Source organism: Saccharopolyspora sp. ID03-671 (assembly GCF_045278815.1).
GTDB classification, from domain to species: Bacteria; Actinomycetota; Actinomycetes; order Mycobacteriales; family Pseudonocardiaceae; genus Saccharopolyspora; species Saccharopolyspora ipomoeae.
In genome coordinates, this window is sequence record NZ_CP134054.1 from 4,533,561 (window position 1) to 4,559,958 (window position 26,398).

28 protein-coding genes and 1 pseudogene are annotated in these 26,398 nt (G+C 72.0%); 17 read left to right on the forward strand and 12 right to left on the reverse strand.

Annotated features, from left to right (window positions below; all coding sequences use genetic code 11):
- Positions 1–17 precede the first annotated feature (17 nt).
- The 6 genes from REH65_RS20995 to REH65_RS21020 all read left to right on the forward strand — a co-directional run bounded on the left by REH65_RS20995 (position 18) and on the right by REH65_RS21020 (position 6,236).
- The gene (locus REH65_RS20995; protein ID WP_281458442.1) at positions 18–290 is read left to right on the forward strand and encodes a hypothetical protein; all 273 of its coding nucleotides are present in this window, start codon (positions 18–20) and stop codon (positions 288–290) included.
- 397 nt (positions 291–687) lie between these two features.
- On the forward strand, positions 688–1,953 hold the full coding sequence (locus REH65_RS21000) for a M20 family metallopeptidase (RefSeq protein ID WP_406688770.1): 1,266 nt from the start codon (positions 688–690) through the stop codon (positions 1,951–1,953).
- Positions 1,954–2,084: 131 nt separating this feature from the next.
- Positions 2,085–3,323, forward strand: a complete 1,239-nt coding sequence (locus REH65_RS21005) for an amidohydrolase (protein WP_406693205.1) — start codon at positions 2,085–2,087, stop codon at positions 3,321–3,323.
- A 108-nt stretch (positions 3,324–3,431) separates the two neighbouring features.
- A complete protein-coding gene (locus REH65_RS21010) occupies positions 3,432–4,115 on the forward strand; it encodes a hypothetical protein (protein WP_406688771.1) in 684 nt (227 codons plus the stop codon).
- A gap of 112 nt (positions 4,116–4,227) precedes the next feature.
- Positions 4,228–4,908 (forward strand): HAD family hydrolase, encoded by a 681-nt coding sequence (locus REH65_RS21015; protein ID WP_406688772.1) that lies wholly within the window; start codon positions 4,228–4,230, stop codon positions 4,906–4,908.
- Positions 4,905–6,236 (forward strand): FGGY-family carbohydrate kinase, encoded by a 1,332-nt coding sequence (locus REH65_RS21020; RefSeq protein ID WP_406688773.1) that lies wholly within the window; start codon positions 4,905–4,907, stop codon positions 6,234–6,236. The genes REH65_RS21015 and REH65_RS21020 overlap by 4 nt, the downstream gene beginning before the upstream one ends.
- A gap of 73 nt (positions 6,237–6,309) precedes the next feature.
- On the opposite strand, the gene REH65_RS21025 is transcribed toward REH65_RS21020, so the two are convergent.
- A complete protein-coding gene (locus REH65_RS21025; RefSeq protein ID WP_281458437.1) occupies positions 6,310–6,780 on the reverse strand; it encodes a gamma-glutamylcyclotransferase in 471 nt (156 codons plus the stop codon).
- A gap of 293 nt (positions 6,781–7,073) precedes the next feature.
- Here REH65_RS21025 and REH65_RS21030 point away from each other — a divergent pair.
- Both REH65_RS21030 and REH65_RS21035 read left to right on the forward strand, forming a co-directional pair.
- Positions 7,074–8,473: pseudogene (locus tag REH65_RS21030) on the forward strand (NAD(P)H-quinone dehydrogenase).
- Between the two features lie 31 nt (positions 8,474–8,504).
- A complete protein-coding gene (locus tag REH65_RS21035) occupies positions 8,505–8,897 on the forward strand; it encodes a thiol-disulfide oxidoreductase DCC family protein (RefSeq protein WP_406688774.1) in 393 nt (130 codons plus the stop codon).
- Between the two features lie 266 nt (positions 8,898–9,163).
- On the opposite strand, the gene glpK is transcribed toward REH65_RS21035, so the two are convergent.
- Together glpK and REH65_RS21045 are read right to left on the reverse strand one after the other, a co-directional pair.
- The gene (gene glpK, locus REH65_RS21040; RefSeq protein ID WP_281458434.1) at positions 9,164–10,666 is read right to left on the reverse strand and encodes a glycerol kinase GlpK; all 1,503 of its coding nucleotides are present in this window, start codon (positions 10,664–10,666) and stop codon (positions 9,164–9,166) included.
- A 22-nt stretch (positions 10,667–10,688) separates the two neighbouring features.
- Positions 10,689–11,438, reverse strand: a complete 750-nt coding sequence (locus REH65_RS21045) for an MIP/aquaporin family protein (protein WP_406688775.1) — start codon at positions 11,436–11,438, stop codon at positions 10,689–10,691.
- Positions 11,439–11,821: 383 nt separating this feature from the next.
- On the opposite strand from REH65_RS21045, the gene REH65_RS21050 reads away from it, so the two are divergent.
- Positions 11,822–12,649 carry a DeoR/GlpR family DNA-binding transcription regulator gene (locus REH65_RS21050; RefSeq protein ID WP_281458432.1) on the forward strand — a complete coding sequence of 276 codons (828 nt, stop codon included), beginning with the start codon at positions 11,822–11,824 and terminating at the stop codon, positions 12,647–12,649.
- Between the two features lie 94 nt (positions 12,650–12,743).
- Positions 12,744–14,486 (forward strand): glycerol-3-phosphate dehydrogenase, encoded by a 1,743-nt coding sequence (glpD, locus tag REH65_RS21055; RefSeq protein ID WP_281458431.1) that lies wholly within the window; start codon positions 12,744–12,746, stop codon positions 14,484–14,486.
- Positions 14,487–14,526: 40 nt separating this feature from the next.
- Here glpD and REH65_RS21060 read toward each other — a convergent pair whose 3' ends face one another.
- From REH65_RS21060 to REH65_RS21095, 8 genes are all read right to left on the reverse strand, one after another.
- Positions 14,527–15,324, reverse strand: a complete 798-nt coding sequence (locus REH65_RS21060) for an ESX secretion-associated protein EspG (protein ID WP_406688776.1) — start codon at positions 15,322–15,324, stop codon at positions 14,527–14,529.
- Entirely contained in the window at positions 15,321–16,154 is an 834-nt protein-coding gene (locus REH65_RS21065) for a PPE domain-containing protein (protein ID WP_406688777.1), read from the reverse strand. The genes REH65_RS21060 and REH65_RS21065 overlap by 4 nt, the downstream gene beginning before the upstream one ends.
- A gap of 3 nt (positions 16,155–16,157) precedes the next feature.
- Positions 16,158–16,508, reverse strand: a complete 351-nt coding sequence (locus REH65_RS21070) for a hypothetical protein (protein WP_281458428.1) — start codon at positions 16,506–16,508, stop codon at positions 16,158–16,160.
- A 142-nt stretch (positions 16,509–16,650) separates the two neighbouring features.
- Complete coding sequence (locus REH65_RS21075) at positions 16,651–17,316, reverse strand: DUF3558 domain-containing protein (RefSeq protein WP_281458427.1); 666 nt, start codon at positions 17,314–17,316, stop codon at positions 16,651–16,653.
- Positions 17,317–17,360: 44 nt separating this feature from the next.
- The gene (locus REH65_RS21080) at positions 17,361–17,729 is read right to left on the reverse strand and encodes a DUF1707 domain-containing protein (protein WP_406688778.1); all 369 of its coding nucleotides are present in this window, start codon (positions 17,727–17,729) and stop codon (positions 17,361–17,363) included.
- Between the two features lie 76 nt (positions 17,730–17,805).
- Positions 17,806–19,137, reverse strand: a complete 1,332-nt coding sequence (locus REH65_RS21085) for a dicarboxylate/amino acid:cation symporter (protein WP_281458425.1) — start codon at positions 19,135–19,137, stop codon at positions 17,806–17,808.
- Between the two features lie 134 nt (positions 19,138–19,271).
- Positions 19,272–19,352, reverse strand: a complete 81-nt coding sequence (locus REH65_RS21090) for a putative leader peptide (protein WP_406693206.1) — start codon at positions 19,350–19,352, stop codon at positions 19,272–19,274.
- A 238-nt stretch (positions 19,353–19,590) separates the two neighbouring features.
- Positions 19,591–20,217: a nucleoside triphosphate pyrophosphatase gene (locus tag REH65_RS21095; protein ID WP_406688779.1), complete on the reverse strand. Its 627-nt coding sequence runs from the start codon at positions 20,215–20,217 to the stop codon at positions 19,591–19,593.
- Between the two features lie 51 nt (positions 20,218–20,268).
- On the opposite strand from REH65_RS21095, the gene REH65_RS21100 reads away from it, so the two are divergent.
- From REH65_RS21100 to REH65_RS21110, 3 genes are all read left to right on the forward strand, one after another.
- Complete coding sequence (locus REH65_RS21100; protein WP_406688780.1) at positions 20,269–21,099, forward strand: biotin--[acetyl-CoA-carboxylase] ligase; 831 nt, start codon at positions 20,269–20,271, stop codon at positions 21,097–21,099.
- Positions 21,100–21,165: 66 nt separating this feature from the next.
- Positions 21,166–21,672 carry a PH domain-containing protein gene (locus REH65_RS21105; protein ID WP_406688781.1) on the forward strand — a complete coding sequence of 169 codons (507 nt, stop codon included), beginning with the start codon at positions 21,166–21,168 and terminating at the stop codon, positions 21,670–21,672.
- Positions 21,673–22,638 (forward strand): hydroxymethylglutaryl-CoA lyase, encoded by a 966-nt coding sequence (locus tag REH65_RS21110; RefSeq protein ID WP_406688782.1) that lies wholly within the window; start codon positions 21,673–21,675, stop codon positions 22,636–22,638.
- Positions 22,639–22,716: 78 nt separating this feature from the next.
- Here the strand turns inward: REH65_RS21110 and REH65_RS21115 are convergent, their stop codons facing one another.
- A complete protein-coding gene (locus REH65_RS21115) occupies positions 22,717–23,166 on the reverse strand; it encodes a MaoC family dehydratase (RefSeq protein ID WP_406688783.1) in 450 nt (149 codons plus the stop codon).
- A 166-nt stretch (positions 23,167–23,332) separates the two neighbouring features.
- Between REH65_RS21115 and REH65_RS21120 the strand changes: the two genes are divergently transcribed.
- Genes REH65_RS21120 through REH65_RS21135 form a run of 4 tightly spaced genes read left to right on the forward strand, consistent with a single transcriptional unit; the run spans position 23,333 to position 26,347 of the window.
- Positions 23,333–23,782 (forward strand): YbaB/EbfC family nucleoid-associated protein, encoded by a 450-nt coding sequence (locus REH65_RS21120; protein ID WP_406688784.1) that lies wholly within the window; start codon positions 23,333–23,335, stop codon positions 23,780–23,782.
- 2 nt (positions 23,783–23,784) lie between these two features.
- Positions 23,785–24,105 carry a WXG100 family type VII secretion target gene (locus REH65_RS21125; RefSeq protein ID WP_406693207.1) on the forward strand — a complete coding sequence of 107 codons (321 nt, stop codon included), beginning with the start codon at positions 23,785–23,787 and terminating at the stop codon, positions 24,103–24,105.
- Complete coding sequence (locus tag REH65_RS21130; protein WP_406688785.1) at positions 24,102–26,048, forward strand: TNT domain-containing protein; 1,947 nt, start codon at positions 24,102–24,104, stop codon at positions 26,046–26,048. Before REH65_RS21125 ends, REH65_RS21130 begins: the two co-directional genes overlap by 4 nt.
- Positions 26,045–26,347, forward strand: a complete 303-nt coding sequence (locus REH65_RS21135; RefSeq protein WP_281458418.1) for a hypothetical protein — start codon at positions 26,045–26,047, stop codon at positions 26,345–26,347. The genes REH65_RS21130 and REH65_RS21135 overlap by 4 nt, the downstream gene beginning before the upstream one ends.
- The last annotated feature ends 51 nt before the right edge of the window (positions 26,348–26,398 follow it).

Consider the following 26,398-nt stretch of genomic DNA (forward strand, 5'->3'; position numbering starts at 1 on the left):
AAGGATGTGGAGCCATCATGTGGGGGATCGGCCGCCTGCTCGCGGGAGTCGCGATCGCGTTATCCCTGCTGTTCACGCCGCTGACCGCGGAGGCCCCGGCCCAAGCGGCGCCGGTCGCGGTGGTCGCCCAGCAGCCGACGCCGGAGGCGCCCGCTCCGGAGCGCGAGACCGATGCCGAGCGCAACCAGCGCACCGCGATGGGGGTCGCGGGAGTGGTGCTGATCGGGATCGTGCTGCTTTCGCGCAAGCTCCGGAAGAAGCCGATGTTGTTCTTCGAGAAGAAGAAGTAGGGAATCCGAATAAATATCAGACCAGCAGGTCGGTTTTAGCGCTTTCTTTAATATCAATTTCCGTCATGGACTAGACCTGACGGCGAAGCTGTGGGATTTTCACACCGGATCGCGTGCGGAGCCATTCCGTGCGCTTCTCGGGTGAGTAGCCCACAAAGACGTGGGTCGGCACCGGGAAGCCCCCCGACCGGTGCCGGCCCACACCCCATTCCTCGTTCCGCGGTTGAAACGGCTGGTTTGACCAGCGATTTCAGCTGTCGTCCGGGAATAGTGGGAATTCCCCTTTTTCTGCCCAGCTGAAGTCCCGCCACCCGTTCGGCGCAGCAGGGCTACCGGTGGTCTCCACGAAGCGTGTTCGCGCCGCGCGGTCGATCGGGCTGATGCAGGATGAACGCACATGCGTACCACCCCGCCCGAAGAGCACAGCGCGTCCGAGGAGCCCGGTTCCTCCGCGCTCCGCGACCGCTGCCGCGACGTCGTGCGCCGGAACGAGGCGGCGCTGACCGGGCTCTCCCGCAGCATCCACGCCGAGCCCGAGACGGCCTTCGCCGAGCACCGCAGCGCCGCCAAGGTCGCGGACCTGCTCGCCGAGCACGGCTTCACCGTCCGCACCCCGGTCGCCGGTCTCGACACCGCGCTGGTCGCCGAGCGCGGCAGCGGTGACCTCGTCGTCGGCATCTGCGCCGAGTACGACGCGTTGCCGCAGGTCGGGCACGCCTGCGGGCACAACGTCATCGCCGCCTCCGCCGTCGGAGCCGCCCTCGCGCTGGCCGACGTCGCCGACGAGGCCGGGCTGACCGTGCGACTGCTGGGCACGCCCGCCGAGGAGACCGGCGGCGGCAAGGTCCTCATGCTCGAAGCGGGTCTCTTCGACGACGTCGCCCTGGCGCTGATGGTGCACCCCGGCCCCGAGGACGTCTGCCTGCCCAGCTCGCTGGCCATCACCGATCTCGAAGTCCACTACACCGGCCGCGCCGCGCACGCCGCGGCGGCGCCCGAGCTGGGCCGCAACGCCGCCGACGCGCTCACCGTGGCGCAGGTGGCCATCGGACTCCTGCGGCAGCACCTCGAGCCGCAGCAGATGGTGCACGGTATCGTCACGGAGGGTGGCGCGGCGCCGAACATCGTGCCCGCGCGCACCGCGGCGGTCTACAACCTGCGTGCTGCCGAAGCGCGCTCCCTGCAGCGCCTGGAGAACCGCATCCGGGCCTGCTTCGAGGCGGGTGCGACGGCGACCGGATGTGCGCACGAGATCGTGCAGATCTCCCCGGTCTACGCGGAGCTGACCTGCGACCACTGGTTGTCGGAGGCGTACCGTCGCGCGATCACCGATCTCGGGCGTGAACCGCTCGATCGGAGCACTGAGCGGGGCCGGGTCATCGGCAGCACCGACATGGGCAACGTGACCAGGGCCTTGCCCGCGATCCACCCGATGATCGCGGTGGAATGCGGAGACGCGGTCAACCACCAGGCGGAGTTCGCCGCCGCCTGCGCCACGCCCTCGGCGGACCGAGCGGTCCTCGACGGGGCGGTGGCGATGGCCTGGACCGCCCTGGCGGCCGGGCTCGACGGCACGCAGCGCGCGCGGCTGCTCGCCGGGGTGGACGACCGCGCCCGGGAAGGTTCGACCGAACAGTTCTGCACGTCGGGAGGCGTGGCGTGACCGTGGTGGATTCTCGTGGCCCGGACCCGGGTCAGTTCCCGAACCGCGAAGGTTCGGCTGTGGTCGAGGAGAGGTCCGGAGCTCCGGCGACGCTGGTGGCTGACGAGCCGATCGGCGCGACCGAAAGCACGATGGCGGACGTGGATTCCCGCTTCGAATCCAGTGTGGATTCCGTCGTGCCCGACCTCGGTGCGGGCCGCGGGCCCGCCTGGCTGGACGCCTGGCTCGGTGCGCACGCGCACCGGGTGGTCGCCTGGCGCCGCCACCTGCACGCCCACCCGGAGCTCTCCCGCGCCGAGCACCGCACCACCGCGTTCCTCGCCGACCAGCTCTCCCGCGCCGGGCTCGCGCCCCGCGTGCTGCCCATCGGGACCGGGCTGACCTGCGACATCGAGGGGAATGCGCCCGGTCCGACCGTCGCGCTGCGCGCCGACATCGACGCGCTGCCGCTGACCGAGGCCACCGGCCTGAGCTACTCCTCCACAGTGGACGGTGTCGCGCACTCCTGCGGGCACGACGCGCACACCGCGGTCGCGCTCGGCGCCGCGAGCGCCCTGGCCGGCAACCGCGACTTCCCGGGCCGCGTGCGGATGATCTTCCAGCCCGCCGAGGAGGTCATGCCCGGTGGTGCGCTGGACGTGCTGGCCGCGGGCCGGATCGACGACGTCGACCGGATCTTCGGTCTGCACTGCGACCCGCGGTTGCCCGCGGGCAGCGTCGGCACCCGCGTCGGCCCCATCACCTCCGCCAGCGACCTGATCGAGCTGCGGCTCACCTCGCCCGGCGGGCACACCTCGCGGCCGCACCTCACCGCCGACCTCGTGCACGCGCTGGGCACCGTCATCACCGGACTGCCCACGCTGCTGTCCCGCCGCGTCGACCCGCGCACCGGGACCGTGCTGACCTGGGGTGCGGTGCACGCGGGCGAGGCGCCCAACGCGATCCCGCAGGACGGCGTGCTCACCGGCACGCTGCGCACCGCCGACCGCGACACCTGGGCGAAGCTGGAGCCGCTGGTCCACGAGCTGGTGCAGGCGCTGCTCGCGCCTCTGGGCGTCGGCTTCGACCTGCAGCACCGCCGCGGCGTCCCGCCGGTGGTCAACGAACCGGAGAGCACCGAGCTGATGCGCGCCGGGATCACCGCCGCGCTGGGCGAGCAGGCGCAGGCCGACACCCCGCAGTCCTCCGGCGGCGAGGACTTCGGCTGGTACCTGGAGCACGTGCCGGGCTCGTTCGCGCGCCTCGGCGTGCACCCGGGCAGCGGGCGGATCAAGGACCTGCACCAGCCGACGTTCACGCTCGACGAGCGCGCCCTGCTGGTGGGCGTCCGCACGATGGTCCACACGGCCCTCCAGGCCCTGCGCGGCTGAACAGGCGCCGGGCGGCTGAACAGGCGCCGGGCGGCGGAAACTCCGCCTGATCGAGGTGTATCCGGGCCGGGGTGTATCTGTGGGCGGGGTTCGCGCCTCTGTATGTGCATGAGGACCTACATCGACCGCCCGCAGTTCCTGCCCGCCCCCGACCCCAGCGCCCCCGACCCCAGCGGCCCCGACTCCAGCGGCGCCGATCGCAGCCCGCTGTCCCGGCACGGTGCCCTGCCACGTGAGGAGGCCGAGCTGCTGCTCGGCTCGGACGAGCTCGCCGAGGCCCTGGCCGACGGGTCGTGGGTCGAGCCGTTCGGCGGGGTGGTGCTGCCCGCCGCGTTGAGCGACGACCCGATGGCGCGGGCGGCCGCCGCGCTGCTGCGCGCCGGGGACCAGGCGGTGATCTCCGGCCCGACGGCCGTGGCCATGCACGGCTGCGGCCCGGCCGACGACGAAGCCGTGCACGTGACCGTGCCCTACGACCGCGACGTGCGGTCGCGGGACGAGCTGGTCGTGCACCACGCCTGGTTCCGGGAGACCGACGTCATCGAGCTCGACGGGCTGCGGGTCCAAGCGCTGGACGTCGCGCTGGCCGACGTGCTGTGCACGGGCCCGCAGCGCCGTGCGCTGGACTGCCTGGAGCGCGCGCTGTCCCGGCTCGGTTCCGGGGCCGAGCACTTCCGCGCGCTGGTCGGGGAGCGGCTGTCCCGGCGCCGCGACCGGCGCGGCACCCGCAAGGCCTACGCGCTGCTGGAGCTCGCGTGGGCGCACCCGACCGTCGCGGGGGTCGCGCTGTGATGCCACTGGTAGATATCACAGTCAATACTGTTAAATACATCGATAGCGATGTTATTTTGACACAGGAAGGTGCCATCCCGGTCCTGGTGGACCGCGAGCGGAAGGACCGGACGTGCCGGAACCGATCGACCTCGTGCTGCTCGACGTCGGCGGCCCCGTCTACGACGACGCCGCCTACCGCGACGCGCTGCTGCGCGCCACCTGCGAACTCGCTGCCGAAGACGGGCGCGAGGTCGCCGAGGAGGACTTCCTGCGCCTCTACGACGAGCGCAGGCAGGCCCAGGGCGGTTCCCTGCGCACCGCTGTGGCGCGGCGCTTCCTCGTCTCGCACGACCGCGCTCAGCTCTCCGAACGCGCCGAGCGGTACTGGGAGTACCCACCGGAGGCGCTCCACGACGACGTGCTGCCCGCGCTGCGCCGGATCCGCGAGCACCACCGGATCGCGGTGGTGGCCAACCAGCGCGCGGTCGTCGTCGACGCGCTGCGCCGCGACGGCGTCGCCGAGCACGTCGACGTCTGGGCGATCTCCGAGACCGTCGGCGCCGAGAAGCCAGACCCGCGGATCTTCCAGCACGCCCTCGACGAGGCCGGGGTTCCCGCGTCCCGCGCGGTGCACGTCGGCAACCGGCTCGACACCGACGTCCGCGGCGCCCAGCGCGTCGGCCTGCGGACGGTGTGGGTGCTTCGCGGCGAGGCGCCACCGGCTCCCACGCCCGATCAGCTCGCCGAACCCGACGTCGCGGTGCGCTCGCTCGCCGAGCTCCCGGCCGCGCTGGAGAAGCTGGCGTCATGACCGGCGACCTCGTCGCCGGTGTCGACGTGGCCACGGCCGCTGTCCGGGTGCAGGTCCACGACCCGTCCGGTGCTCTGCTGGCCCAGGCCTCGCGGGCGCTGCCGGCCCCGGTGCGATCCGCGGGCGGGCGCTCGGAGCAGGACGCCCGCGCGTGGTGGCCCGCCGCGCGCGACTGCCTGGCCGAGTGCACCGCGGTCCTGGGCGCGCGCAGCGGCCGGATCACCGCGCTGGCGATCTCGGCGACCTCCGGCACCGTCGTCGCCGTCGACGGCCGGGGCGAACCGGTCGGCCCGGCGCTGATGTACGACGACCGGCGCGCGCGGGTGACGTGGCTGGCGGAGCACCTCCCGGCGGGGGCGGAGCGGATCTGCCACACGCCCGAGGTGATCGCCCGAGCCCTGGTCGGTCACCCGGTGGCCACCGACAGCAGCCACGCTCTCAAGAGCGGGTACGACCCGGTCGCGGGGGAGTGGGCGGCCGAGTCCCCGGCAGAGCTGCTGCCGCGGGTCGTGCGCCCCACCGCCGTGCTCGGCCAGGTGAGCCGCGAGGCCGCCGCGGTCACCGGACTGCCGGTGGGCTGCGAGGTGCGCGCCGGCATGACCGACGGGTGCGCGGGACAGCTGGCCACCGGTGCGGTCGACCCGGGCAGGTTCGTGACGGTGCTGGGCACGACGCTGGTGCTCAAGGGCGTGTCCGAGAAGCTCGTGCACGATCCGGCGGGCGTGGTCTACAGCCACCTGCACCCCGAAGGCAGGTGGCTGCCCGGCGGCGCCGCCAACATCGGCGGCGCGGCGCTGTCCGATGTGGACCCGGAGGAGCTGCCCGAACTGGACGCCGCGGCGCTGGCGCGCGGACCGGCGAGCGTGCTGAACTACCCGCTTCGCGGGCGCGGTGAGCGGTTCCCGTTCGCCGCGCCCGACGCCGAGGCGTTCCTGATCGGCACGCCGCAGGACCGCGTCGACGAGCACCGCTCACGCCTGGAGGGCATCGCGTTCTGCGAACGCCTCGCGCTGGAACGCCTCGCCACCCTGGGCGCGGTCGCCGAGGGACCGGTGCGCACGGCGGGCGGCGGGGCTAGGAGCGCGGCCTGGTGCCGGATCCGCGCTTCGGTCCTGGACCGGCCGGTCCTGCGGGTGCGCGGCGCGGGAACCGCCCTGGGCGCCGCGCTGCTGGCGGCCACGGGCTCGATCCACCCGGACCTGAGCAGGGCCGCGGCCGAGATGGTCCCGCCCGGCGACCTCGTCGAACCCGATCCCGCCGAAGTGACCTGCCTGGACGACGCGCACCACCGCTTCGCAGCCGAACTCCGCGCCCGCGACTGGCTCTAGGCGCTCGGTCGAGAAGCGCGGCGGAACCGGCGTTCCGAGTGCGTGGGGCTCAGCGGGCGACCACGACCGGTCGTCACAGCTCGCGAGGGGAGCCCGGGCCGACGTTGTGGCAAGGACGCTTCCGGAGCCGCTCGACGTAGTCCTCGGGGGCGCCGGCGGCTTCGGCCGCATCGGCCATGACGCCGAGGTAGCGGGCCGAGGGCAGGCCGCCCTCGTAGGCGTCGAGGACGTAGAGCCACGCCAGCACGGGACCGTCGAGGGTCTGCACCATCAGCCGCAGCTTCTTGTGCATCCCGAGCTCGGCGCCCTCCCAGTTGTCCAGGTTCTTCTCGTCCTCGGGGCTCACGTCGTAGAGCACCGTGAAGACCTGCGAGCCGGGCTGCTCGACGATCGTGGCGAGGGCGCCTTCCCAGCCGTAGTCCTCGCCGCCGAAGGTCAGCCGCCAGTCCATCAACCAGCCGCTGCCCGCCAGCGGGGAATGCGGGGCGCGCTTCAACATCTGGGCCGGATCCATGTTGGATCCGTACGCGGCGTACAGAGGCACGCCCCACAGGGTAGCGATCCGAGAGCCGAAAGGCGGACCGGACCACGGCACGAATGTGGTTTTCTCGCTCAGCCCCCGCTCGACCGGGTCACCGATGTCGCTGGCCACCGATGTCACTGGGCACCTGATGACGATCACTCGCGGTGTCCGGGGGTGGGAGTGGTGTTCGCCACGATCACCCATCTCGGGCGGTACCACCCGGTTTGACCGGACCCGTCGCGGCGTACCGTGAGGCCGGTGCCCCGCTCGGCAACGGGTGCCCCTCGGCCGGACGGACTCAGGAGGAGCGCGAAGTGACCCGCATCGTGATCATGGGAGGCGGCCCGGCGGGCTACGAGGCGGCATTGGTCGCCGCTTCCAACGGAGCGGACGTCACGCTCGTCGAGCCGGAAGGTCTCGGCGGCGCCTGCGTGCTCTACGACTGCGTTCCCTCGAAGACCTTCATCGCCTCCGCCGGTGCTCGCTCGGCTTCCCGCGACGCCGAGGAGCTCGGCATCCGGACCTCCTCCCGCGACGCCGACGTCGAGGTCGCCGTGGTGCACGGCCGGGTCAAGGGCCTGGCGCTGGCCCAGTCGGCCGACATCCGCTCCCGGGTCCGCCGCGAAGGCGTCAAGATCATCCCGGGTCGCGCGCGCTTCACCGACCCGACCCCGGGCATGGCGGTGCACCAGATCGGCGTCGACCGCGCCGACGGCACCTTCGAGGAGCTCACCGCCGACGTCGTGCTGATCGCCACCGGCGCCACGCCCCGCATCCTGCCGGGCGCCGAGCCCGACGGTGAGCGGATCCTGACCTGGCGCCAGCTCTTCGACCTGCCGGAGCTGCCCGAGCACCTGGCCGTCATCGGTTCGGGTGTCACCGGTGTGGAGTTCGCCTCCGCCTACACCGAGATGGGCGTGAAGGTCACGATGATCTCCTCCCGCGACCGCGTGCTGCCGCACGAGGACGCCGACGCCGCCGCCGTGCTGGAGGAGGTGTTCGCCGAGCGCGGCACCGAGGTCGTCAAGCACGCGCGCGCCGAGTCGGTGGAGCGCACCGACAAGGGCGTGATCATCCACCTCGCCGACGGCCGCGCGGTCGAGGCCAGCCACGCGCTGATGACCGTCGGGTCGGTGCCCAACACCAGCGACATCGGCCTGGAGAAGGTCGGGAGCCCGGTCGCGGCGGATACGTCGAGGTCGACCGCGTCTCGCGGACCGGCGCTCCCGGCATCTACGCCGCCGGTGACTGCACCGGCCTGCTGCTGCTGGCCTCGGTCGCCGGCATGCAGGGGCGCATCGCGATGTGGCACGCGCTGGGCGAGGGCGTCACGCCGATCAAGCTCAAGACCGTGGCCGCGAACGTGTTCACCCACCCGGAGATCGCCACGGTGGGCATCAGCCAGCAGGCCATCGACAGCGGCGAGGTCCCGGCCCGCACGGTGATGATGCCGCTGGCCACCAACCCGCGCGCCAAGATGGAAGGGCTGCGGCGCGGTTTCCTCAAGGTCTTCTGCCGCCCGCAGACCGGTGTGGTCGTCGGTGGCGTGGTGGTCTCGCCGAACGCCAGCGAGCTGATCCTGCCGATCGCGCTCGCGGTCCAGAACCAGGTGACGGTGGACAACCTGGCCAACACGTTCTCGGTCTACCCGTCCCTGTCGGGTTCCCTGACCGAGGCCGGCCGCCTCCTCATGCGCCACGACGACTTGGACTGACGCGGGAACCTCTTCGGAGGAGGATGGACCCATGTCCGACCGGCCTGTTCTGATCTACGACGGCGACTGCGGGTTCTGCACCCGCAGCGTCCGCATCGCCGTCCGCCTCCCGGTCCGCATGCGCGTCCAACCCTGGCAGGAAGCGGACCTCGACGAGCTGGGCACCGACGAATCCCGAGCGCGCCGCGAAGTCCTCTGGGTCGACACCGCGGGCCGCGTCTCCGGAGGAGCGGAAGCGGTCGCCGCACTCCTCAAGTCCAGCCGCGTCCCCTGGCCCGTCCTCGGCCACCTCGCCTCGGCCCCGCTGATCCGCACCCTCGCGGCCCGCACCTACCGCTGGATTGCGGACAACCGCCACCGCCTCCCAGGCACCACCCCGGCCTGCCAACTCCCACCCGACCAACGCCCCCGAAGCACCAGCTGAAACCTCCCCGAACCCAGGCTCCCCGAGCTCGTTCACGCCGAAGTTTTCATGAAAACGTCCCCGAACCCACGAAATCATGAGTCGTGAACGTTTTCATGAAAACTGCGTCCTCCCAGAGGTAAGTCCTCGTCAGAGCCTTGGGGGAATCCGAATCCCCGGGAGAGGGAGGGAGGTTTTCATGAAAACTTCGTTGGGGGTACTGAGACGTTGGTGGGGGAGGTTCTCATGAAAACCTCCCCCACCTTGGGGTCGTCAGGACGTCGGCGTCAGTCGACCCAGTCGAAGGTCTTGGTGACGGCCTTCTGCCAGTTGGTGTACTGCTTCTCGCGGACCTCGTCCGTCATGGACGGGTCCCACTGCTTGTCCTTGGCCCAGTTGCTGCGGATGTCCTCCTCGCTGCCCCAGAAGCCGACCGCGAGGCCGGCCGCGTAGGCGGCGCCGAGGGCGGTGGTCTCGTTGACCACCGGGCGGATCACCGGGACGCCGAGGATGTCGGCCTGGAACTGCATCAGCAGCTCGTTGACCACCATGCCGCCGTCGACCTTCAGCGACTTCAGCGGAACGCCCGAGTCGGCGTTCATGGCCTCGATGACCTCGCGGGTCTGGAACGCCGTGGCCTCCAGCACCGCGCGGGCCAGGTGCCCGCGGTTGACGTACCGGGTGAGGCCGACGATCGCGCCGCGGGCGTCGGAGCGCCAGTGCGGGGCGAACAGGCCGGAGAACGCGGGCACGAAGTACGCCCCGCCGTTGTCCTCCACGGTGCTGGCGACCTGCTCGATCTCCGGGGCGCTGCCGATCATGCCCAGGTTGTCCCGCAGCCACTGCACCAGCGAACCGGTGACCGCGATCGAGCCCTCCAGGCAGTAGACCGTGTCGTTGTCGCCGATCTTGTAGCCGACCGTGGTGAGCAGGCCGTTCTCGCTGATGACCCGCTCGGTGCCGGTGTTGAGCAGCACGAAGTTGCCGGTGCCGTAGGTGTTCTTGGCCTCACCGGGCGACAGGCACGCCTGGCCGAAGGTGGCCGCCTGCTGGTCGCCGAGGATGCCGGCGATGGGGATGCCCGCGAACACGCCGCGCTCGCGGAACTGCCCGTAGACCTCCGAGGACGAGCGGATCTCCGGCAGCATCGACATCGGCACGCCGATCTCGGCGCAGATGTCCGGGTCCCACTGCAGGGTCTCCAGGTCCATCAGCAGCGTGCGCGAGGCGTTGGTCGGGTCGGTGACGTGCAGTCCGCCGTCCGGGCCACCGGTGCAGTTCCACAGCACCCAGGTGTCCATGTTGCCGAACAGCAGCTCGCCCTTCTCGGCGCGCTCCCGGATCCCGTCGACGTTGTCCAGCAGCCACTTCACCTTCGGGCCGGAGAAGTAGGTCGCCAGCGGCAGACCGGTCTTGGCCTGGAAGCGGTTCTGCCCCTCGGTGGCGCCGAGCTCGCTGACGATCTCGTCGGTGCGGGTGTCCTGCCAGACGATGGCGTTGTACACCGGCTTGCCGGTGTCCTTCTCCCACACCACCGTCGTCTCGCGCTGGTTGGTGATGCCGCAAGCGGCGATGTCGGTGGAGACCAGGTCGGCCTTGGCCAGGGCGCCCGCGCACACCTGGCGGACGTTGTTCCAGATCTCCATCGGGTCGTGCTCGACCCACCCGGCCTTGGGGAAGATCTGGCGGTGCTCCTTCTGGTTGACCGCGACCACCCTGCCGGAGTGATCGAAGATCATGCACCGGGTCGAGGTGGTCCCCTGGTCAATGGCGGCGACGTACGAGGCCATCGTTCAAACCTTCCTAGAATTCTCAGCTGCTGATGGGCAGGGCGAGCGCGAGCAGCGCCGCCAGTGCGCCGCCGACGATCGGTCCGGCGATCGGGACCCACGAGTAGCCCCACTCGGCCGAACCCTTGCCGCGGATCGGCAGGATCGCGTAGGCGATGCGCGGGCCCAGGTCTCGGGCCGGGTTGATGGCGTAGCCGGTCGGCCCGCCGAGCGAGTTGCCGATGCCGATCACGATGAAGGCGACCGCCGCGTAGCCCAGCGCGGCGTTGCCGAAGTCCGGCACTCCGCCGTCACCCGGGCTGGCGGGCGGGTTCGTGATGATCCAGAAGACCAGCACGAAGGTGCCGATGATCTCGGTGACCAGGTTCCACGGCGCGTTCGGCACGGTGGGTCCGGTGCAGAAGATCCCCCGGGTGTCGGCCGGGGCCTCGGTGGTGTCGAACTGCAGCTTGTAGGCCGCCCAGCAGAGCACCGCGCCCAGGGTGGCGCCGATGATCTGCGCGATGATGTAGACCGGGACCTGCGACCACGGGGTGTCCCCGTAGATCGCCATGCCGATGGTGACCGCGGGGTTGATGTGCGCCCCGGCCGGTTCGGCGATGCTGGCCCCGGCGAAAACCGCGAAACCCCAGCCGAAGTTCACCAGCAGCCAGCCGCCTCCGACCCCGAGACTCCTGCTCAAGGTCACGTTCGCGACGACGCCGCAACCCATCAGGGTCAGCACTGCCGTCCCGAGCAACTCCCAGAGGAATACCTCGCCAAGACTGGTCATTCTCCGTTCCCCTCGTGATGCCGCCGTTGGCACGGGCGGGTGTTCGGTGTCTGTCCGACGTGGAGCGAGTCGGGACGGTACTGCCGCATGGCAACACGTGTCCATCAGTGCCGCCAGTCGTGCGCAGGCCATTCGTCTGTAACGCCTAATCCGCGTCTCGCTCGGCGGTAGCGCGGAGCGCGCGGCGGTGTCCGCGTGCCGGACTCGCGGAGCTGGGGACGCCGTCGTCCGGCAGCGGGGACCGACGATCGACCCGGCTACCGATCAACACTGTAATCACAAACGAGATGTGAAAAGAAGCGTTGCGGTCCGGTCGAGATGGTGTTTTTATCGAGATGTACGGTGAGCGTCGTAGGTAGCGCCACCCGGAACGAGGAGTCACCATGTCCGGCCGACGACCGTCCGGCAAGCAGCAGGACCGGCGCCGCAAGATCACCGAGCTGGTGATGGCGGAGGGCACGCTGCGCATCGACGACCTGGTCGCGACCATCGGCGCCAGCGCCATGACCGTCTACCGGGACCTCGCCGACCTGGAGTCGCAGGGCCTGGTGCACCGCAACCGCGGCAACGTCTCGGCCGCCTCCTCACTTCTCTACGAAGCGGCTTCGGAATACCGGCTGCAGCAGAACCAGGCCGAGAAGGACGAACTCGCCCGCGCCGCAGCCGAACTCATCGAGCCCGGCCAGGCGCTGGTGCTCGACGACTCCACCACCGGCGTCCACCTGGCGCGGCTGCTGCCCGAACGCGCGCCGCTGACCGTGGTCACCAACCACCGCGGCGTCTTCGACGAGCTCGCCTCGGCCCCTGGCATCAGCCTGATCTGCGTCGGGGGCGACTACCTGCCGTGGGCGGACGCGTTCGTCGGTGGCATGGCGCTGGATTCGCTGCGCAACCTGCGGGTCGACCTGGCGATCATGTCGGTCTCGGCGGTGACCGACGGCGTCGGCTGCTACCCGCAGCAGGAGATGGTGCAGATCAAGAAGGCGATGCTGGCCTCGGCGCAGCGCACCGTGCTCTACGTCGATCACACGAAGTTCCACCGGCGCGCGCTGCACGCGGTCGCACCGGTGGAGGACTTCGACATCGTCATCGTGGACTCGAAGACGCCCGAGTCCCAGATCGAAGTGCTGCGCGAGCGCGGCGCCCTCGTCGAACAGGCGCCGGTCGCGGGCCGTGCTGCACCGGGCACGGACCGTGCAGGTCGGGCATGATGACCACCGAGGTGCGCCACCGCAACGCCGGTGGCGGTTCCGCGTCGGCGGTGGGGTGACAACGGTGGGATGCGAACAACGCTAGGAGGACGCGGTGTCCAAGGATAAGACGGAAGCGGGAAACCGGCTCAAGGGCACGTTGGGACCCACCGAGCGTGCCGAGAACTGGAATCGCCTGGGGTCGGAGGAGTTCGACGTCGTGGTGATCGGCGGCGGCGTCACCGGCGCCGGCGCGGCGCTGGACGCGGCGACCCGGGGACTGCGGGTCGCGCTGGTGGAGGCCCGCGATCTCGCGGCCGGCACCTCCAGCCGCTCCAGCAAGCTGTTCCACGGCGGGCTGCGCTACCTCGAACAGCTGGAGTTCTCCCTGGTCCGCGAGGCCCTTCGGGAACGCGAGCTGATGCTCACCCGGATCGCCCCGCACCTGGTCAAGCCGGTGCCGTTCCTGTACCCGCTGACCCGCCGGTTCTGGGAGCGCCCGTACACGGCGGCCGGTCTGCTGATGTACGACACGATGGGCGGCGCCCGCTCGGTTCCCGGGCAGAAGCACCTCAGCCGCGCCGGGGCGCTGCGAATGGTCCCCGCGCTCAAGCGCAACGCGATGATCGGCGGCATCCGCTACTACGACGCGCAGGCCGACGACGCCCGCCACACCATGACGGTCGCCCGCACCGCCGCCCGCTACGGCGCGGTCGTGATGACCTCCACGCAGGTCACCGGGTTCCTGCGGGAGGCCGACCGGATCGCCGGGGTCAAGGTGCGCGACGTCGAGACCGCCGAGGAGGTCGAGATCCGCGCCCACGCGGTGATCAACGCGACCGGCGTGTGGACCGACGAGCTGCAGAAGCTCTCCGGCGGTCGCGGGCGGTTCCGCGTGCGCTCCAGCAAGGGCGTGCACATCGTCGTCCCGCGCGACCGGATCGTCGCCGAGAGCGGCATGATCCTGCGGACCGAGAAGTCGGTCCTGTTCGTCATCCCGTGGGGCAACCACTGGATCATCGGCACCACCGACACCGACTGGCACCTGGACCTGGCGCACCCGTCGGCGACCAAGGCCGACATCGACTACCTGCTCGAACACGTCAACACCGTGCTGGCCACGCCGCTCACGCACGACGACATCGAGGGCGTCTACGCCGGGCTCCGGCCGCTGCTGGCCGGGGAGAGCGAGGAGAGCTCGAAGCTCTCCCGCGAGCACGCGGTCGCGCGGGTGGCGCCGGGTCTGGTGGCCATCGCCGGCGGCAAGTACACGACCTACCGGGTGATGGCGGCCGACGCGGTCGACGCCGTCTCGCCCGACGTCCCGGGCCGGATGGCCTCGTCGATCACCGACCAGGTCCCGCTGCTCGGCGCCGACGGCTACCACGCGCTGGTCAACCAGGCCGATCAGCTCGCGGGCGCGCACGGCCTGCACCCGTACCGGATCCGGCACCTGCTGGACCGCTACGGCTCGGAGGTCCACGCGGTGCTGGCCACCGCCGACGACAACGCCGAGCTGCTCAAGCCGGTGCCGGCCGCGCCGAACTACCTGCAGGCCGAGATCGTCTACGCGTGCAGCCACGAAGGTGCGCTGCACCTGGAGGACGTGCTCACCCGGCGCACCCGGATCTCCATCGAGTACCCGCACCGGGGCGTGGACAGCGCCGACGCGGTGGCCAGGCTGATGGCGGGCGTGCTCGGCTGGGACGAGGACACCATCGCCCGCGAGGTCGCGGTCTACACCCAGCGGGTCGAGGCCGAGCGCGCCTCGCAGACCGAGCCCAGCGATCAGGCGGCCGACGCCAAGCGCTCCGCCGCGCCGGAAGCCCGGACCAGCCTGGTGGAACCGGTCGTCTGACCCCGGTTCGAATCTCGCGCGGAACTCGGGGACGACCGGGTCAGCTGTCGGTGATCTCGTGGAGGAGCTCTTCGAGGTGGCCGACGAGGCGCCGGTTGTCCACCGGGGCGATCGTGCTCCACACCTCCCCGGACGGGGACGCGGTGCGCAGCTGGACGTAGCGGCCGAGCGCGGTGTCGAAGAACCCGACGACGCGCTCGGCCCTGTCGCGCTTGCCGAACCGCGTTCGCGCCGCCGCGCCGAACTGGCCCTGCGCGGTCGCTCCGGCGACCATCTCGGTCAGCGCATCGGCGTCGTCGGGGCGCACGCCGCGACGACGCAGCGCGGCCGGGAGCTCCTCGACCTTGTCGCCCACGTCCGCAGCGGCGTCGTCGAGAGCCCGGCTGGGCACCGACACCGAACGGCCCGGCCCGGCGGGCAGGTCCGGTAGCGGTGACACGGCGGCGCGCGGCAGGCCCGCGGCCGAAGTCGGGGAGAATTCCAGGTGATCGCCGTCCTTGACCACGAGAACGGCGCGCTCGCCGTCGTTCTCGGCCGCCGCGAGCACCCGGACGCTGCGCCCCAGCCAGTTCCGGCCGTCGATCTCGCGGCCGGGTTCGGCGACGAGCCGCAGCACCGCCTCCAGCTCGGGGTCGGGCTCGCCGCCGCTGATCAGGCCGCGCCGCGACAGCGCGCGCCACGTGGAGTCGACCAGCTCGGCCCGCTCGGAGTGCGTGCGGCCCGGCGAGGGGACCTTGAGCACCAGCGGCAGCTCGTCGAGCCCGAGGTGTTCGGTGAGCACGTCGAATTCCAGCGCCGACAGGCTGATCCGCCGGTCGGTGGGGGAAGCGGTGTTCATCGCCCGGGTTCGCCGCCGATCACCGGGCGCGACCCGGTCTGCGGTTCGTCGAAGAACCCGCCGTCGCCGAGCCGCTCGGTGACCTCGTGCTCGACCGGCTCCTCGCGGCGGGACCTCCCGCGCTTGCCCGACGCCTTCGCCGCGGTCCCGGGGGGACGCGTCGCGGAGCGCGTGCCCGCGGCGGCGTTCCCCGGCGCGGTCCCGGCGGTCGAGGAGGTCGGCACGACGGTCGGGCCCCAGCTGATCGTCACCTTCGACGACCCGCCCGGGGCACCGGAACCGCCCGAGGCCGGGGCGTCCACGACGACCTGCGGCGGCGGGGCGAACGAGGCCAGCGACGTCGTGTTGGCCCGGGTGGAGGACTCGTAGGTGCGCATCACCTCGAACGCCCGCTGCTCGGCCGCGTGCTGCGCGGCCTCCTGGACCTCGTAGTCGGTCTGCCCGCCGAACAGGTGCGTCAGCGCCGACACCGCCGTTCCCGGGTCCTCGCTGGTCACCGCCACCGGCGGCGGCATGTCGCGGCGGGCCTTGGCGATGAACTCCGCCTGCTGCTCGGCGCGTTCCCGCATCACCGTGCTGGCCTGCTGCGCCAGCTGCGCCCACTCGCCCAGCGGGCGCAGCCCGGAGTCGGCGCTGTCGGCGGCGTGGCCCTGCCACCCGCTGCGGGCCGCGGCCGTCGCGGCGGCCAGACCGCCGTCGATCTCACCGAGCGCGCGGGTCAGCTCGCTCCAGCGGCGCACGCTGTCGGTCGACCCGTGCGCCCCCGGACCCTCGTTGATCTGCGCGTGCAGCTCGGCGTGCCGGTAGCCCTGCCATCGGTGGTCGCCCATCGATCAGCATCCCCCGCCCAGACCGGCCGCGCTGTCGTGGTCGATCCGCTCGTACTCGCGGCCCGCCTTCTGCAGCGATTCGGCCGCGGCCTGCAACTGGTCCCGGTACCCGCACAGCGCGGTCAGCGCGTCCTCGCCGCCGCCCACCGAGCGCTCGTTGAACAGCTCGGCGGCGTCGGTGCTGACGGGATCCCCGGCCCACGGGCGGATGCGGAGCTCGGTGATGGCGTGCTCGATCTGCAACCCGACCGCGTCCAGGGACTCCTGCAACGAGTTGACCAGGCGCGGGATCGCGGTGGGCTCGACCTGCATCGAACCACCGGAGCCCGCCCCGTACGGCTCGGTTAGCGGCACGGTGTCCCCTCCCAAGGTCCCCTCCCGCGGGCCGGGGCGCGGCCCCGGGTGAACGTCCGCCGGACACTGTATCGGCGAATCATCACCCTGTGGAGTCCTCCAAATGCGGGGAGTGTCACCCCGGCCGGGGTGACCGCGCTGGTCAGGGGGTGGATTCCTGCTGCACCGGAGCCTGGGTCTCCGACGTGGAGGCCGGCGGGTTCGCCAGGGTGCGCACCGCTTCCTCGGCGACCCGCTGCGCTCCGGCGCAGAGCTGGTCGACCGGTGGCGGTGGCTGCCCGCCGTCGTCGCGGTAGAGCACGTCGAGGTGCTGGCCGTCGGCGACGTCGACCGCCACGTTGCAGGACAGGTCCAGACCCGGGGTCTTGATCACCAGCGCGGGGAAGTCCGCGACCTGGACCGGGGAGGCCTCGACCTGCGCGGTGTCGTCGGTCCACACCCCCATGCCCTCGGTGGTGATCAGCGCGAGCCGGGCGCCGACCTTGGCGGTGGTGTTGCGGTAGCTGCAGGTGGCGGCGTTGCCGAACCCGGCGTCGGAGTCCGGCAGCGGTTCGCGGTCGAAGCCGAGCTGGTTGCGCTGGTCGGCGGTGAGCAGCCCGCACGGGTCGACGCCGTCGAGCCCGAGGTCGAACGGTCGCGGTGGCGGCGACGGCGGTGCGCTCGTCACCGGTGCGGGAGGTGGGGGCGCGGGCGGCGTGGTGCCGGCCGTGGGGGCCGACTGCCACACGCCGCACCCGGTGAGGGCGAGCGCGCCGAGGGCGAGCAACGCGCTGAGCCGACGCGCCCCGGAGAACCGCGAGCTGTGCATGGCTCTCACCGTAACGAAACGTGGTCGGCGGTGACGGCAGGTCGTCACCGCCGGCGCCAGGTGAACCAGATGATCGCCAGCATCGGGATCAGCAGGAGCACGCCGATCTGCCGCGCGACGACCACGAGCGCGATCCCGGCGGCGATGGCGCCGACCGTCAGCGCGATCGCACCCGCCGAAGGGGCGGGGCGTGTCGTGGCGGGGGCGAGCTCGACGGGACGCGGCCCGGGCAGGTCGTCGAAGAGCTCGTCGAGCTCGGAGCCGAAGCGCGCACCCGCCGCCTGCCTGCAGCGCTCGTCGTACTCGGCGAGCTCCAGGCGCCCGGCGGAGAAGTGCTCGCCGAGCAGCCGCATGGCCCGCTCCCGCTCGGGGTCACCGATGCGCAGGTCTCGTCCCCGCCGGCCGCTGTCCACGCGCCCATCCTACGGATGAGACGTCCCCCGAAGGAGTGCCGCGGCCCGGTGCGGTGCGCACCGGGCCGCGGGGGGCTCAGACGGTCGCCGGTGCGCGGCTCTCCAGCAGCGGCGGAGCGCTGGGAGCGGACAGCACCTCGTCGTCGAGGACGTTCTCGCTGCGGGCCACCACGACCGGGACGACGATCTGGCCCGCGACGTTCGTGGCGGTGCGCATCATGTCCATGATCGGGTCGACGGCGTAGGCGATCGCGATGCCGGTGGCCACCACCTCGGGCGGGAAGCCCAGCGCGCCGACGGTCAGGGTGAGCATGGTGAACCAGCCGGTCACGCCCGCGGTGGCGATGGAGCCGAACACCGCGACTGCGATGATCGTCAGGTACTGCACCGGGCCGAGGTGGATGCCGAAGAGGTTCGCGATGAACATCGAGCCCACCGCCGGGTAGATCGCCGCGCAGCCGTCCATCTTGGTCGTGCTGGCCAGCGGCACCGCGAAGTTGGCGTAGGACGAGGGCACGCCGAGGTTCTGCGCGGCCTGGCGGGTCATCGGCAGCGTCGCGCCGGAGGAGCGGGAGACGAAGGCGAACTGCAGGACCGTCCAGGTCTTGGCGAAGAAGCGGGCCGGGCTGACCCGGGCCACCAGCGCCAGCAGCAGCGGGTACACCGCGAACAGCACCAGCAGGCAGGCGACGTAGGTCGAGCCGATCAGCTTCAGCAGCGGTGCGAAGAACTCGTTGCCGTAGGTGGCCACGGCGTTGCCGATGAGGCCGAGGGTGCCGATCGGGGCGAGCCGGATGATCCAGCCCAGCACGCGCTGGATGACCTCGAAGGCGGCCTTGTTGAAGTCGACGAACGGCTTGGCCTTGTCGCCGAGGCTGTAGGTGGCGGCGCCGATGATCAGCGACACGAACACGACCTGCAGCGTCTCGCCGTCGGCGAAGGCGCTGATCAGGTTCTCCGGGACCAGGCCGTTGAGCAGGTCCAGCCAGGAACCCTGGGTCTTCTGGCCGATGGACTGCAGCTTCTCCGGGTCGGGCTCGATGACCAGGCCGCGGCCGGGCTGGAACAGGCCGCCGACGACCAGGCCGATCACCACCGCGATCAGCGAGGTGAGGGCGAACCATAGCGCGGTCTTGCCGCCCAGCCGGGCGGCGGTGCGACCGCCGCCGAGCCCGCGGAGGCTGTTGATGCCCACCACGATCGCGGTGAAGATCAGCGGCAGGACGGTGAAGCTGAGCAGCTTGGTGAACGTCGAGCCGATGGTGTCCAGGGTCGTGACCAGCCATTCGGCGCCGGTCTGCTTGGCGATCCAGCCGAGCAGGGCGCCGAGCACCAGCGAGGCGAGCACGGCGACGGCGAACAGCTTCGGGTTGAAGCGCAGGCGCGACCGCGCAGCGGTAGAGGACACAGGGGTCTCCTGAAGTCGTGAAGGGTTGATGCGGAGGGCGCGGAGGCGCGCCGGGGGAGCGGCGGGTGGCCGCGGGTGATCGGCGGAGCCGCCCCGGGATGAGCGGCGGGGTCGTCAGCTCCGGCCGGAGGAGGTCAGCGACAGACGCAGCTGGCCTGCCGTCGAAGATCGACGTGCAGGCGGGAGGTCAGCATCCACGGTCGCAGGGCACCCATAGCGCTAGTAGATAACCACTCGATCGAGCGATTAAGTCCCGATCAGGGAGCAAATGTGCCCACGTTCACCCCGAAGTCGGCGCCGCGCGGGGCTGAACGCGCGAGCGGAACGCCGCCGTGCGCGTCGTCGGTGGTCACCCGCGGACAGTTTTAGCCATAATTGTCCGGGCAAAACGGACATTGATCATGGGTGATTATGGCTAAAACCGTCCACTGGTGACGCGGCGAACCCAACGGGTCAAGCGCTCGGCGGTGTCCAGAAGCTGGTGATGGAGAGGTCGAGGTCCGCGAGGAGCTTGCGGGTGAGGGAGAGGCTGATGCCGAGGACGCTGGACGGGTCGCCGTCGACGCCCTCGATGAACCAGCCCCCGAACCCCTCCAGGGTGAAACCGCCCGCGACGTGCAGCGGCTCCCCGGTGGCGACGTACGCCTCGATCTCCGCCTCGCTCGGCGTCCCGAACCGGACCGTCGTGCCCAGGTGGCCCGAGGCGCGGCCGGTGATCTCGCCGTCGCGGAGCCGCAGGATCGCGTGCCCGGTCAGCAGCTCGGCCTCGGTGCCGGCGTTCTGCGCCCAGCGCTTCGCGGCGACCTCGGGCGTGCCCGGCTTGCCGACGATCTCCCCGTCGGCCTTGAGCAGCATCGAGTCGCACCCGACGACCACCGCGTCGGACCCGGAGATCTCCGCGGCGACCGCCTCGGCCTTGGCCCGGGCCAGGGCGGTGACCAGCTCGGCGGGCGCGGGGTCGGTCAGCGACGCGGTCACCGCGTCCTCGTCCACTCCCGACACCTGCACCAGCGGGTCGATCCCCGCCGACCGGAGCACGGACAGGCGGGCGGGCGAGGCGGAAGCGAGCACGAAACGCACGGGCTCGATGCTAGAGCCCGAGCCGATGAGCCCGGCGCCTAGGCTGAGCGCGTGAGCGATGAGGTTCTGCTTGACGGTGATGCGCTGAGGCGTCGGCTGGTCGACGACGGCCCGTACGCGGCGCTGGACGTGGTGGCCGTGACCGGCTCCACCAACTCAGACCTGGCCGAGGCCGCGGCCAAGGGCGCGGCCGACCGGACGGTGCTCATCGCCGAGGAGCAGAGCGCCGGACGCGGCAGGCTGCAGCGGCAGTGGATCTCGCCGCGCGGCTCCGGGCTGTTCGTGAGCGTGCTGCTGCGCCCCGGCGTCCCGCCGTCGGCGGTGGCGTGGATGCCGCTGATCGCCGGCGTCGCCCTCGCCGAGACCGTCGAGCGCACCACCGGTGTCCCGGCCGGTCTGAAGTGGCCCAACGACCTGCTGCTGGGCTCCGGGGCGGAGTGGCACAAGGGCGCGGGCATCCTCTCCGAGGCCGTCGCCGGACCCGACGGGATCGCGATCGTGCTGGGCATGGGCGTCAACCTCGCGCAGCGGCGCGACCAGCTGCCCACCGGCGCGGGCGGCCTGCCCGCCACCTCCCTGGCCGCCGAGGGCGCCGAGGTGGATCGCGACGAGTTCACCCTCGCTCTGCTCGACGCGCTCGCCGAGGTCGAGGGCCGCTGGCGGGACGCGGGCGGCGACGTCGTCACCACCGGCCTGCTCGACCGCTACCGCGAGCGCTGCCGGACCCTCGGCCAGCGCGTCCGGGTGGAGCTCGGCGGTGATGAGGACCTGATCGGCGAGGCCGTGGACGTCGACGACAGCGGCAGGCTCGTCGTCCGCGCCGACACCGGCCGGACCACGGCGGTCTCGGCCGGCGACGTGGTGCACGTGCGCCGGAGCTGAACGTTCTCCGCACCCCGCGCGGGCCGGTAACGTGAATTCGCAGACCCGCAACGAGGAAGGGGAACCGTGGCCTACCCGGACGGCCTGCTCGGCGACGACGAGGACGTCGTGGTGCACAAGCACCCGCACTGGAAGATGCTGCTCGGCCCGGTGCTGGTGCTGTTCGCGGTGGTCGGAGGCGCGTCCTACCTGGCCGCGCTGGTGGCGACGACGGACTGGCGGCTGCCGGTCTGGATCGCGCTCGGCGTCGTGGGTCTGCTGCTGATCGTCTGGTTCACCCTCGCCCCGCTCGCCCGCTGGCGGACCACCCACTTCGTGATCACCACGCACCGGCTGATGGTTCGCGAGGGCGTGTTCACCCGCTCCGGGATCGACATCCCGATGTGGCGGATCAGCTCGGTGCGCTTCCGCCGCGGCATGGTGGACCGCGTGTTCGGCTGCGGCACCCTGGTGGTCGAGTCGGCCTCGGACGAACCGCTGGAATTCGACGACATCCCCCAGGTGGAGCAGGTGCAGACGCTGCTCTACCGCGAGGTGGGAGATGGTGCGCAACACCGGCCGCAGGAGGGCTGAATGGGATCCCGTGAATTGGGCTCGACGAGTGAACTGGGCTTGCCGATGAAGGTCGCCTCGCCGGAACCGGCGTCGCTGCCGGCCGAGGTGACGATCTGGGAGGTCGGCGCCCGCGACGGCCTGCAGAACGAGAAGGAGATCGTCCCGCTCGAGGTGAAGCTGGAGTTCCTGCGGCGACTGGCCGACGCCGGGCTCGTGGTCCTGGAGGCGACCAGCTTCGTGCACCCGAAGTGGGTTCCGCAGCTGGCCGACGCCACCGAGCTGCTCGCCGAGCTCGACCAGGCTCCCGGCGCCCGCTACCCCGTGCTGGTGCCCAACGCGCGCGGCCTGGACCGCGCGCTGGAGTCGAAGGTGCGCGACATCGCGATCTTCGCCTCGGCGACCGAGACCTTCGCGCAGCGCAACCTCAACAGCGATCTGGACGGCCAGTTCGGCATGTTCGAGCCCGTCGTCTCCCGCGCGGTCGGCGAGGACATCGCCGTGCGCGGCTACCTGTCGATGTGCTTCGGCGACCCGTGGGAGGGGGCGGTCCCGGTCGAGCAGGTCGTGGCCGCGGGCAAGCGGCTGCTGGAGATGGGCTGCTTCCAGCTCTCCCTCGGCGACACGATCGGCGTGGCCACGCCCGGTCACGTGGAGGCCCTGCTGCGCGCGTTCGTCGCGGCCGGTGTCGGCGTCGACAAGCTGGCCGTGCACTTCCACGACACCTACGGCCAGGCGCTGGCCAACACCTGCACCGCGCTCCGCCACGGGGTGTCCACCGTGGACTCCTCGGCGGGCGGGCTCGGCGGCTGCCCCTACGCCAAGTCCGCGACCGGCAACCTCGCCACCGAGGACCTGGTCTGGATGCTCGAAGGTCTCGGCATCGAGCACGGCGTCGACCTGGGCGCCCTGGTCGAAACCAGCCGCTGGATGGCCGAAAAGCTAGGCCGCCCAAGCCCTTCCGCCGTAGTGAAGGCGATGGGTTGAGAACTGTTGCTGTGATCGACCTGCGTGGCGGTGCGGGTGGTGGAAGAGATGCGGCTCCGCCGCATTCACGGACAGCCCTTAGTCCTGCTCGCGCGTTCCGAACATTCCGACGAAGCTGAAGCGGAGGATCCGGTCACCGTCGCGGTCGGCGGTGCCGGTGATCTCCACCAGGCCGAGGTCGGGTTTGCTGCGGGAGCGGCGCTGGCCGGTCACCTCCATGCCGAAGTGCAGCACGTCGCCCGGGAACACCGGCGCGAGCCACGTCAGCTCGTTGCCGCCCGGCGATCCCTGCGAGGTCGAATCGCCCAGCACGTGATCGACGTAGGCGCGCATCCACAACGACGCGGTGAACCAACCGGACGCGCACAGTCCGCCCAGCACCGAGTTGCGGCCGGCCTCCTCGTCGAGGTGGAACGGCTGCGGGTCGAAGCGGGCGTTGAACGCCAGCATCTCCTCGCGGTCGATCTCGGTCTTGCCCAGATCGAACACCCGCCCCGGCGTCAGGTCCTCGTACGCGATGGTGGCCATGCCGTCATCCTCGCAGGTACCGGGCCTGCCCTGCGGTGAGAGGGTCCTCACAGGGGGCTCCGGCGACCGGCGGTTTCCGCGACGGATGCGCGGCAGGTTGGTGAAAAGCGGGCTCTGCCGTGGAACCATCGAACACCTCGACCACCGGCGTCAGGGAGGTGAAGCGGTGCCGACCGACCACAGGGCCCGTGCCGAGGAGCTGCTCGCCGACTACCGGCGCAGCCGCGAGAACCTGGACGACACCCGCCGCGACCTCGCCGCCGTGACCGCCACCGCCGCCAGCGACGACGGCCGGGTGCGGGTCGTCGTCGGCCCGCAGGGCGCGCTGCGCGAACTCGTCCTCGCCGACGACGTCGCCCAGCGGATGCGCCCCGCCGAGCTCGCCGCCACCGTCGTCCGGCTCAGCGCCGAAGCCGCCCGCACCGCCGCCCAGCGCACCGCCGCCGTGCTCGCCGACGTCCTGCCCGCCGGAACCGATCCCGAGCTGCTGCTCGGCCCTCCGCCGGAACCGTTGCCGCGCAACGAAACGCCCCGCCGAAGCGATGTCTCGAGCGGGGACGCGTGCGACGACGAGGACTTCTCGGACACCAGCTGGTTGCAGCGGGGACGGACGTGACGATGGGTGGTTTCCGCAGCGACGTCGAACGGCTGGCGCAGCGCGCCGGCGAGTTCGAGGACCTCGCCGGACGAGCGCGCAGCATCGCCGACGCCCTCCGGCGTGCCGTGGGCGACACCGATGCCTGCTGGGGCGACGACGAGTTCGGGCAGCGCTTCGACGCCGCCCACCGGCCGCAGGCCGACGCCGCCCTGGCCGCCGCTGACGAGCTGCCCGGCAAGCTCCGCGACCTCGGCGAGAAGTTCGCCGCCACCGCCGACACCACGCGCCGCACCGACGCCGACCAGGCCGACGCGCTGCGCCGCATCGCCGGGGAGGGATGAGCGTGGGACTCGAACTGCCCGCCGAGCTCCGCGACGTCGCCGACCGCGCCGGCGTCCGCTGGCCCGCCGCCGACGAGGACCGGATGCGCGAGGCCGCCACCTCCTGGCGCGAGGCCGCGCGCTCCCTGGACGCGCTCGCCCGCGACGCCGACACCACCGCGCAGGGCGCGCTGCGCTCCTTCGACGGCGACGCCGCGCAGGCCGCGAGCCGCGAGTGGGACGCCCTCGCGGCCGACGACGGACTCCTGCCGTCGACCTCGCGGAAGTGCCTGGACAACGCCGACCGCCTGGAGCGGGCCGCCGAGCACGTCGGCACCGCCAAGGTCGAGCTGGTGCGCGAACTCGTCTCGCTGGCCAAGCAGACCGACGCCGCCGAGCAGGCGGCCGCCGCCGGGCACCCGCAGGCGCTGGCCGCGCTCGACACCGCGCTCAGCGGCGCTGCGGCCGGTGCCGCGAAGGTGCACGAGGACCTCTCCGCCGCGCTGGACGCCGAGCCCTCCGATGCTCTGGCGGACGCGAGCTCCAGCGCAGGCCATAGGCTGGACCCCGGAACCGGGGCCGCTGAGTCCATAGTGGACGAATCGGTGCCCGGTGATGTCGGTGGTCCGGTCGAGGAAGCGGAACGTGGAGTGGACGCAGTCGGGGGAGCGCAGGAGACGCTGCGCGAAGAGGTCCCGGAAGGCGGGTTCGGCGGTCCCGCGGCCCCGGCCGCGCCGGGTTGGGAACCTCGGCTCGCCGAGGCCGGAACCGGGCCGATCCCGGTGATCGGCGGCCCGGACCCGGCACCCAGCACCGCACCGCAGACCTCGCACACCGCCTGGGCCGGGCAGCAGCCCGGGCAGCAACCACCGCCGCCACCAGCGGGTTTCACCCCGCCGCCACCTCCGCAGCAGCACCAGCAGCACGGCGGATACGCCGTCGCACCCGGGCAGCCGCCGCAGGGGCCGCAGCCGCCGCAGGGACCCGCCCCGGCGCGGCCGCCGCAGCCCGGCCGCGGTCCGGTCGTCTACGGGCAGGCCGCACCGCCCGCGCCGCCGCAGGGCCAGAACCGGCCCGCGCACCACCAGCCCGCCTCGAACCAACCGGTGTCGAACCAGCCCGCCCAGAACGTGCAGCGCGGGGCGCTGCGGCCGCTGCCGCCGCAGGCCCAGCCGGCGCCGGAACCGCAGCAGCGGCCGCTGCGCCACGGCCCCCGCAACGCCGACGTGGTGGCGTTCGTGCTGCACCAGTTCCCGATCGGCTACATGCCGGTGGCCGCCGACCAGGCCAGCCGCCAGCTGCCCACCCGCGACCCCGAGGACACCCGCGACGGCCTGAACTTCCCGCCGCAGGACCACCCCCGCTCCGGCCTCGTCGACGACACCGACGCGCTGCGCCGCGCCCGGTCCACCGCCGTCTACGACGACGCGCGCCGGGCCCGGGCCGAACGCGCCGAGCGCGCCGAGATCCCCGCCGAGCTGCTCACCGGGCACGACCCGCTCGGCGAGCTCAGCGAACTCGACTGGGAACGCCGCTACGGCGGCGGTGACCGCTGGCCGCAGGAGCACCCGGAGGGCGGCTTCGAACCCGGCGAGCCCGTGGTGCTCGAACCCGATACCGTGCTCGACCTCCTCGGCACCGGCGACGGGCGGCTGTTCTGCGCGGTGGCCACGCCTTTCGCGCACCGCTCGCTGCCACCCGCCCACGCCGAGCGGGACTACCGGCGCTACCGGCTGATGCGGCCGCTGCCGGTGTGGCGGTCGGTGGCCGCGCCGTGGTTCGAGCAGCCCGGCGGCGGTGTCCGCTACCGCGCCACCTACTCGGCCGTCGACCTCGTCGGCCTCGGCTACCTGGTGGAGCTGACCAGGTCCCGCGAACTGTCGGAGGCCTCCACGCTGCGCCTGGTGCTCACCGGCACCACCGACGAACCCCCGGACGAAACACCACAGGAGAGCACGCGGTGAACGGCGAATCGGTACTCGGCTGGCTGATCGCGATGGGAGTCCCGGAGGAGCTCGTCTCCGTCGGCGCCGAGGCCGACGACTCGTGGTGCCTGATCCGGGTGGAGACCGACGCGGGCCCGGCCTGGGAGGTCTTCTGGCGCGAGCAGGGCAACCGCTACGACTGGGCGAGCTTCAGCAACGAGCAGGTCGCCTGCTTCTACCTCTTCGGCCGACTCACCTGGACCCAGGCCCTCCGAGGCGTGGTGGGCCCGGTGGACGTCACCGCCACCCCACCCCAAGGAACCCCCCTCCCCAAGTGACCGGTCCCGCGTCGAAAACCGCTGGGTTCGCGCGTCGAGAACCGGGGTTCT

Bases quoted from the DNA above. Each gene is read 5' to 3' on its own strand.
- REH65_RS20995 (WP_281458442.1), top strand. From the start codon at position 18: ATGTGGGGGATCGGCCGCCTGCTCGCGGGAGTCGCGATCGCGTTATCC.
- REH65_RS21000 (WP_406688770.1), top strand. From the start codon at position 688: ATGCGTACCACCCCGCCCGAAGAGCACAGCGCGTCCGAGGAGCCCGGT.
- REH65_RS21005 (WP_406693205.1), top strand. From the start codon at position 2,085: ATGGCGGACGTGGATTCCCGCTTCGAATCCAGTGTGGATTCCGTCGTG.
- REH65_RS21010 (WP_406688771.1), top strand. From the start codon at position 3,432: ATGAGGACCTACATCGACCGCCCGCAGTTCCTGCCCGCCCCCGACCCC.
- REH65_RS21020 (WP_406688773.1), top strand. From the start codon at position 4,905: ATGACCGGCGACCTCGTCGCCGGTGTCGACGTGGCCACGGCCGCTGTC.
- REH65_RS21035 (WP_406688774.1), top strand. From the start codon at position 8,505: ATGTCCGACCGGCCTGTTCTGATCTACGACGGCGACTGCGGGTTCTGC.
- glpK (WP_281458434.1), bottom strand. From the start codon at position 10,666: ATGGCCTCGTACGTCGCCGCCATTGACCAGGGGACCACCTCGACCCGG.
- REH65_RS21045 (WP_406688775.1), bottom strand. From the start codon at position 11,438: ATGACCAGTCTTGGCGAGGTATTCCTCTGGGAGTTGCTCGGGACGGCA.
- REH65_RS21050 (WP_281458432.1), top strand. From the start codon at position 11,822: ATGTCCGGCCGACGACCGTCCGGCAAGCAGCAGGACCGGCGCCGCAAG.
- REH65_RS21060 (WP_406688776.1), bottom strand. From the start codon at position 15,324: ATGAACACCGCTTCCCCCACCGACCGGCGGATCAGCCTGTCGGCGCTG.
- REH65_RS21065 (WP_406688777.1), bottom strand. From the start codon at position 16,154: ATGGGCGACCACCGATGGCAGGGCTACCGGCACGCCGAGCTGCACGCG.
- REH65_RS21075 (WP_281458427.1), bottom strand. From the start codon at position 17,316: ATGCACAGCTCGCGGTTCTCCGGGGCGCGTCGGCTCAGCGCGTTGCTC.
- REH65_RS21090 (WP_406693206.1), bottom strand. From the start codon at position 19,352: ATGGGTGCCCTGCGACCGTGGATGCTGACCTCCCGCCTGCACGTCGAT.
- REH65_RS21110 (WP_406688782.1), top strand. From the start codon at position 21,673: ATGGGATCCCGTGAATTGGGCTCGACGAGTGAACTGGGCTTGCCGATG.
- REH65_RS21115 (WP_406688783.1), bottom strand. From the start codon at position 23,166: ATGGCCACCATCGCGTACGAGGACCTGACGCCGGGGCGGGTGTTCGAT.
- REH65_RS21125 (WP_406693207.1), top strand. From the start codon at position 23,785: ATGGGTGGTTTCCGCAGCGACGTCGAACGGCTGGCGCAGCGCGCCGGC.
- REH65_RS21130 (WP_406688785.1), top strand. From the start codon at position 24,102: ATGAGCGTGGGACTCGAACTGCCCGCCGAGCTCCGCGACGTCGCCGAC.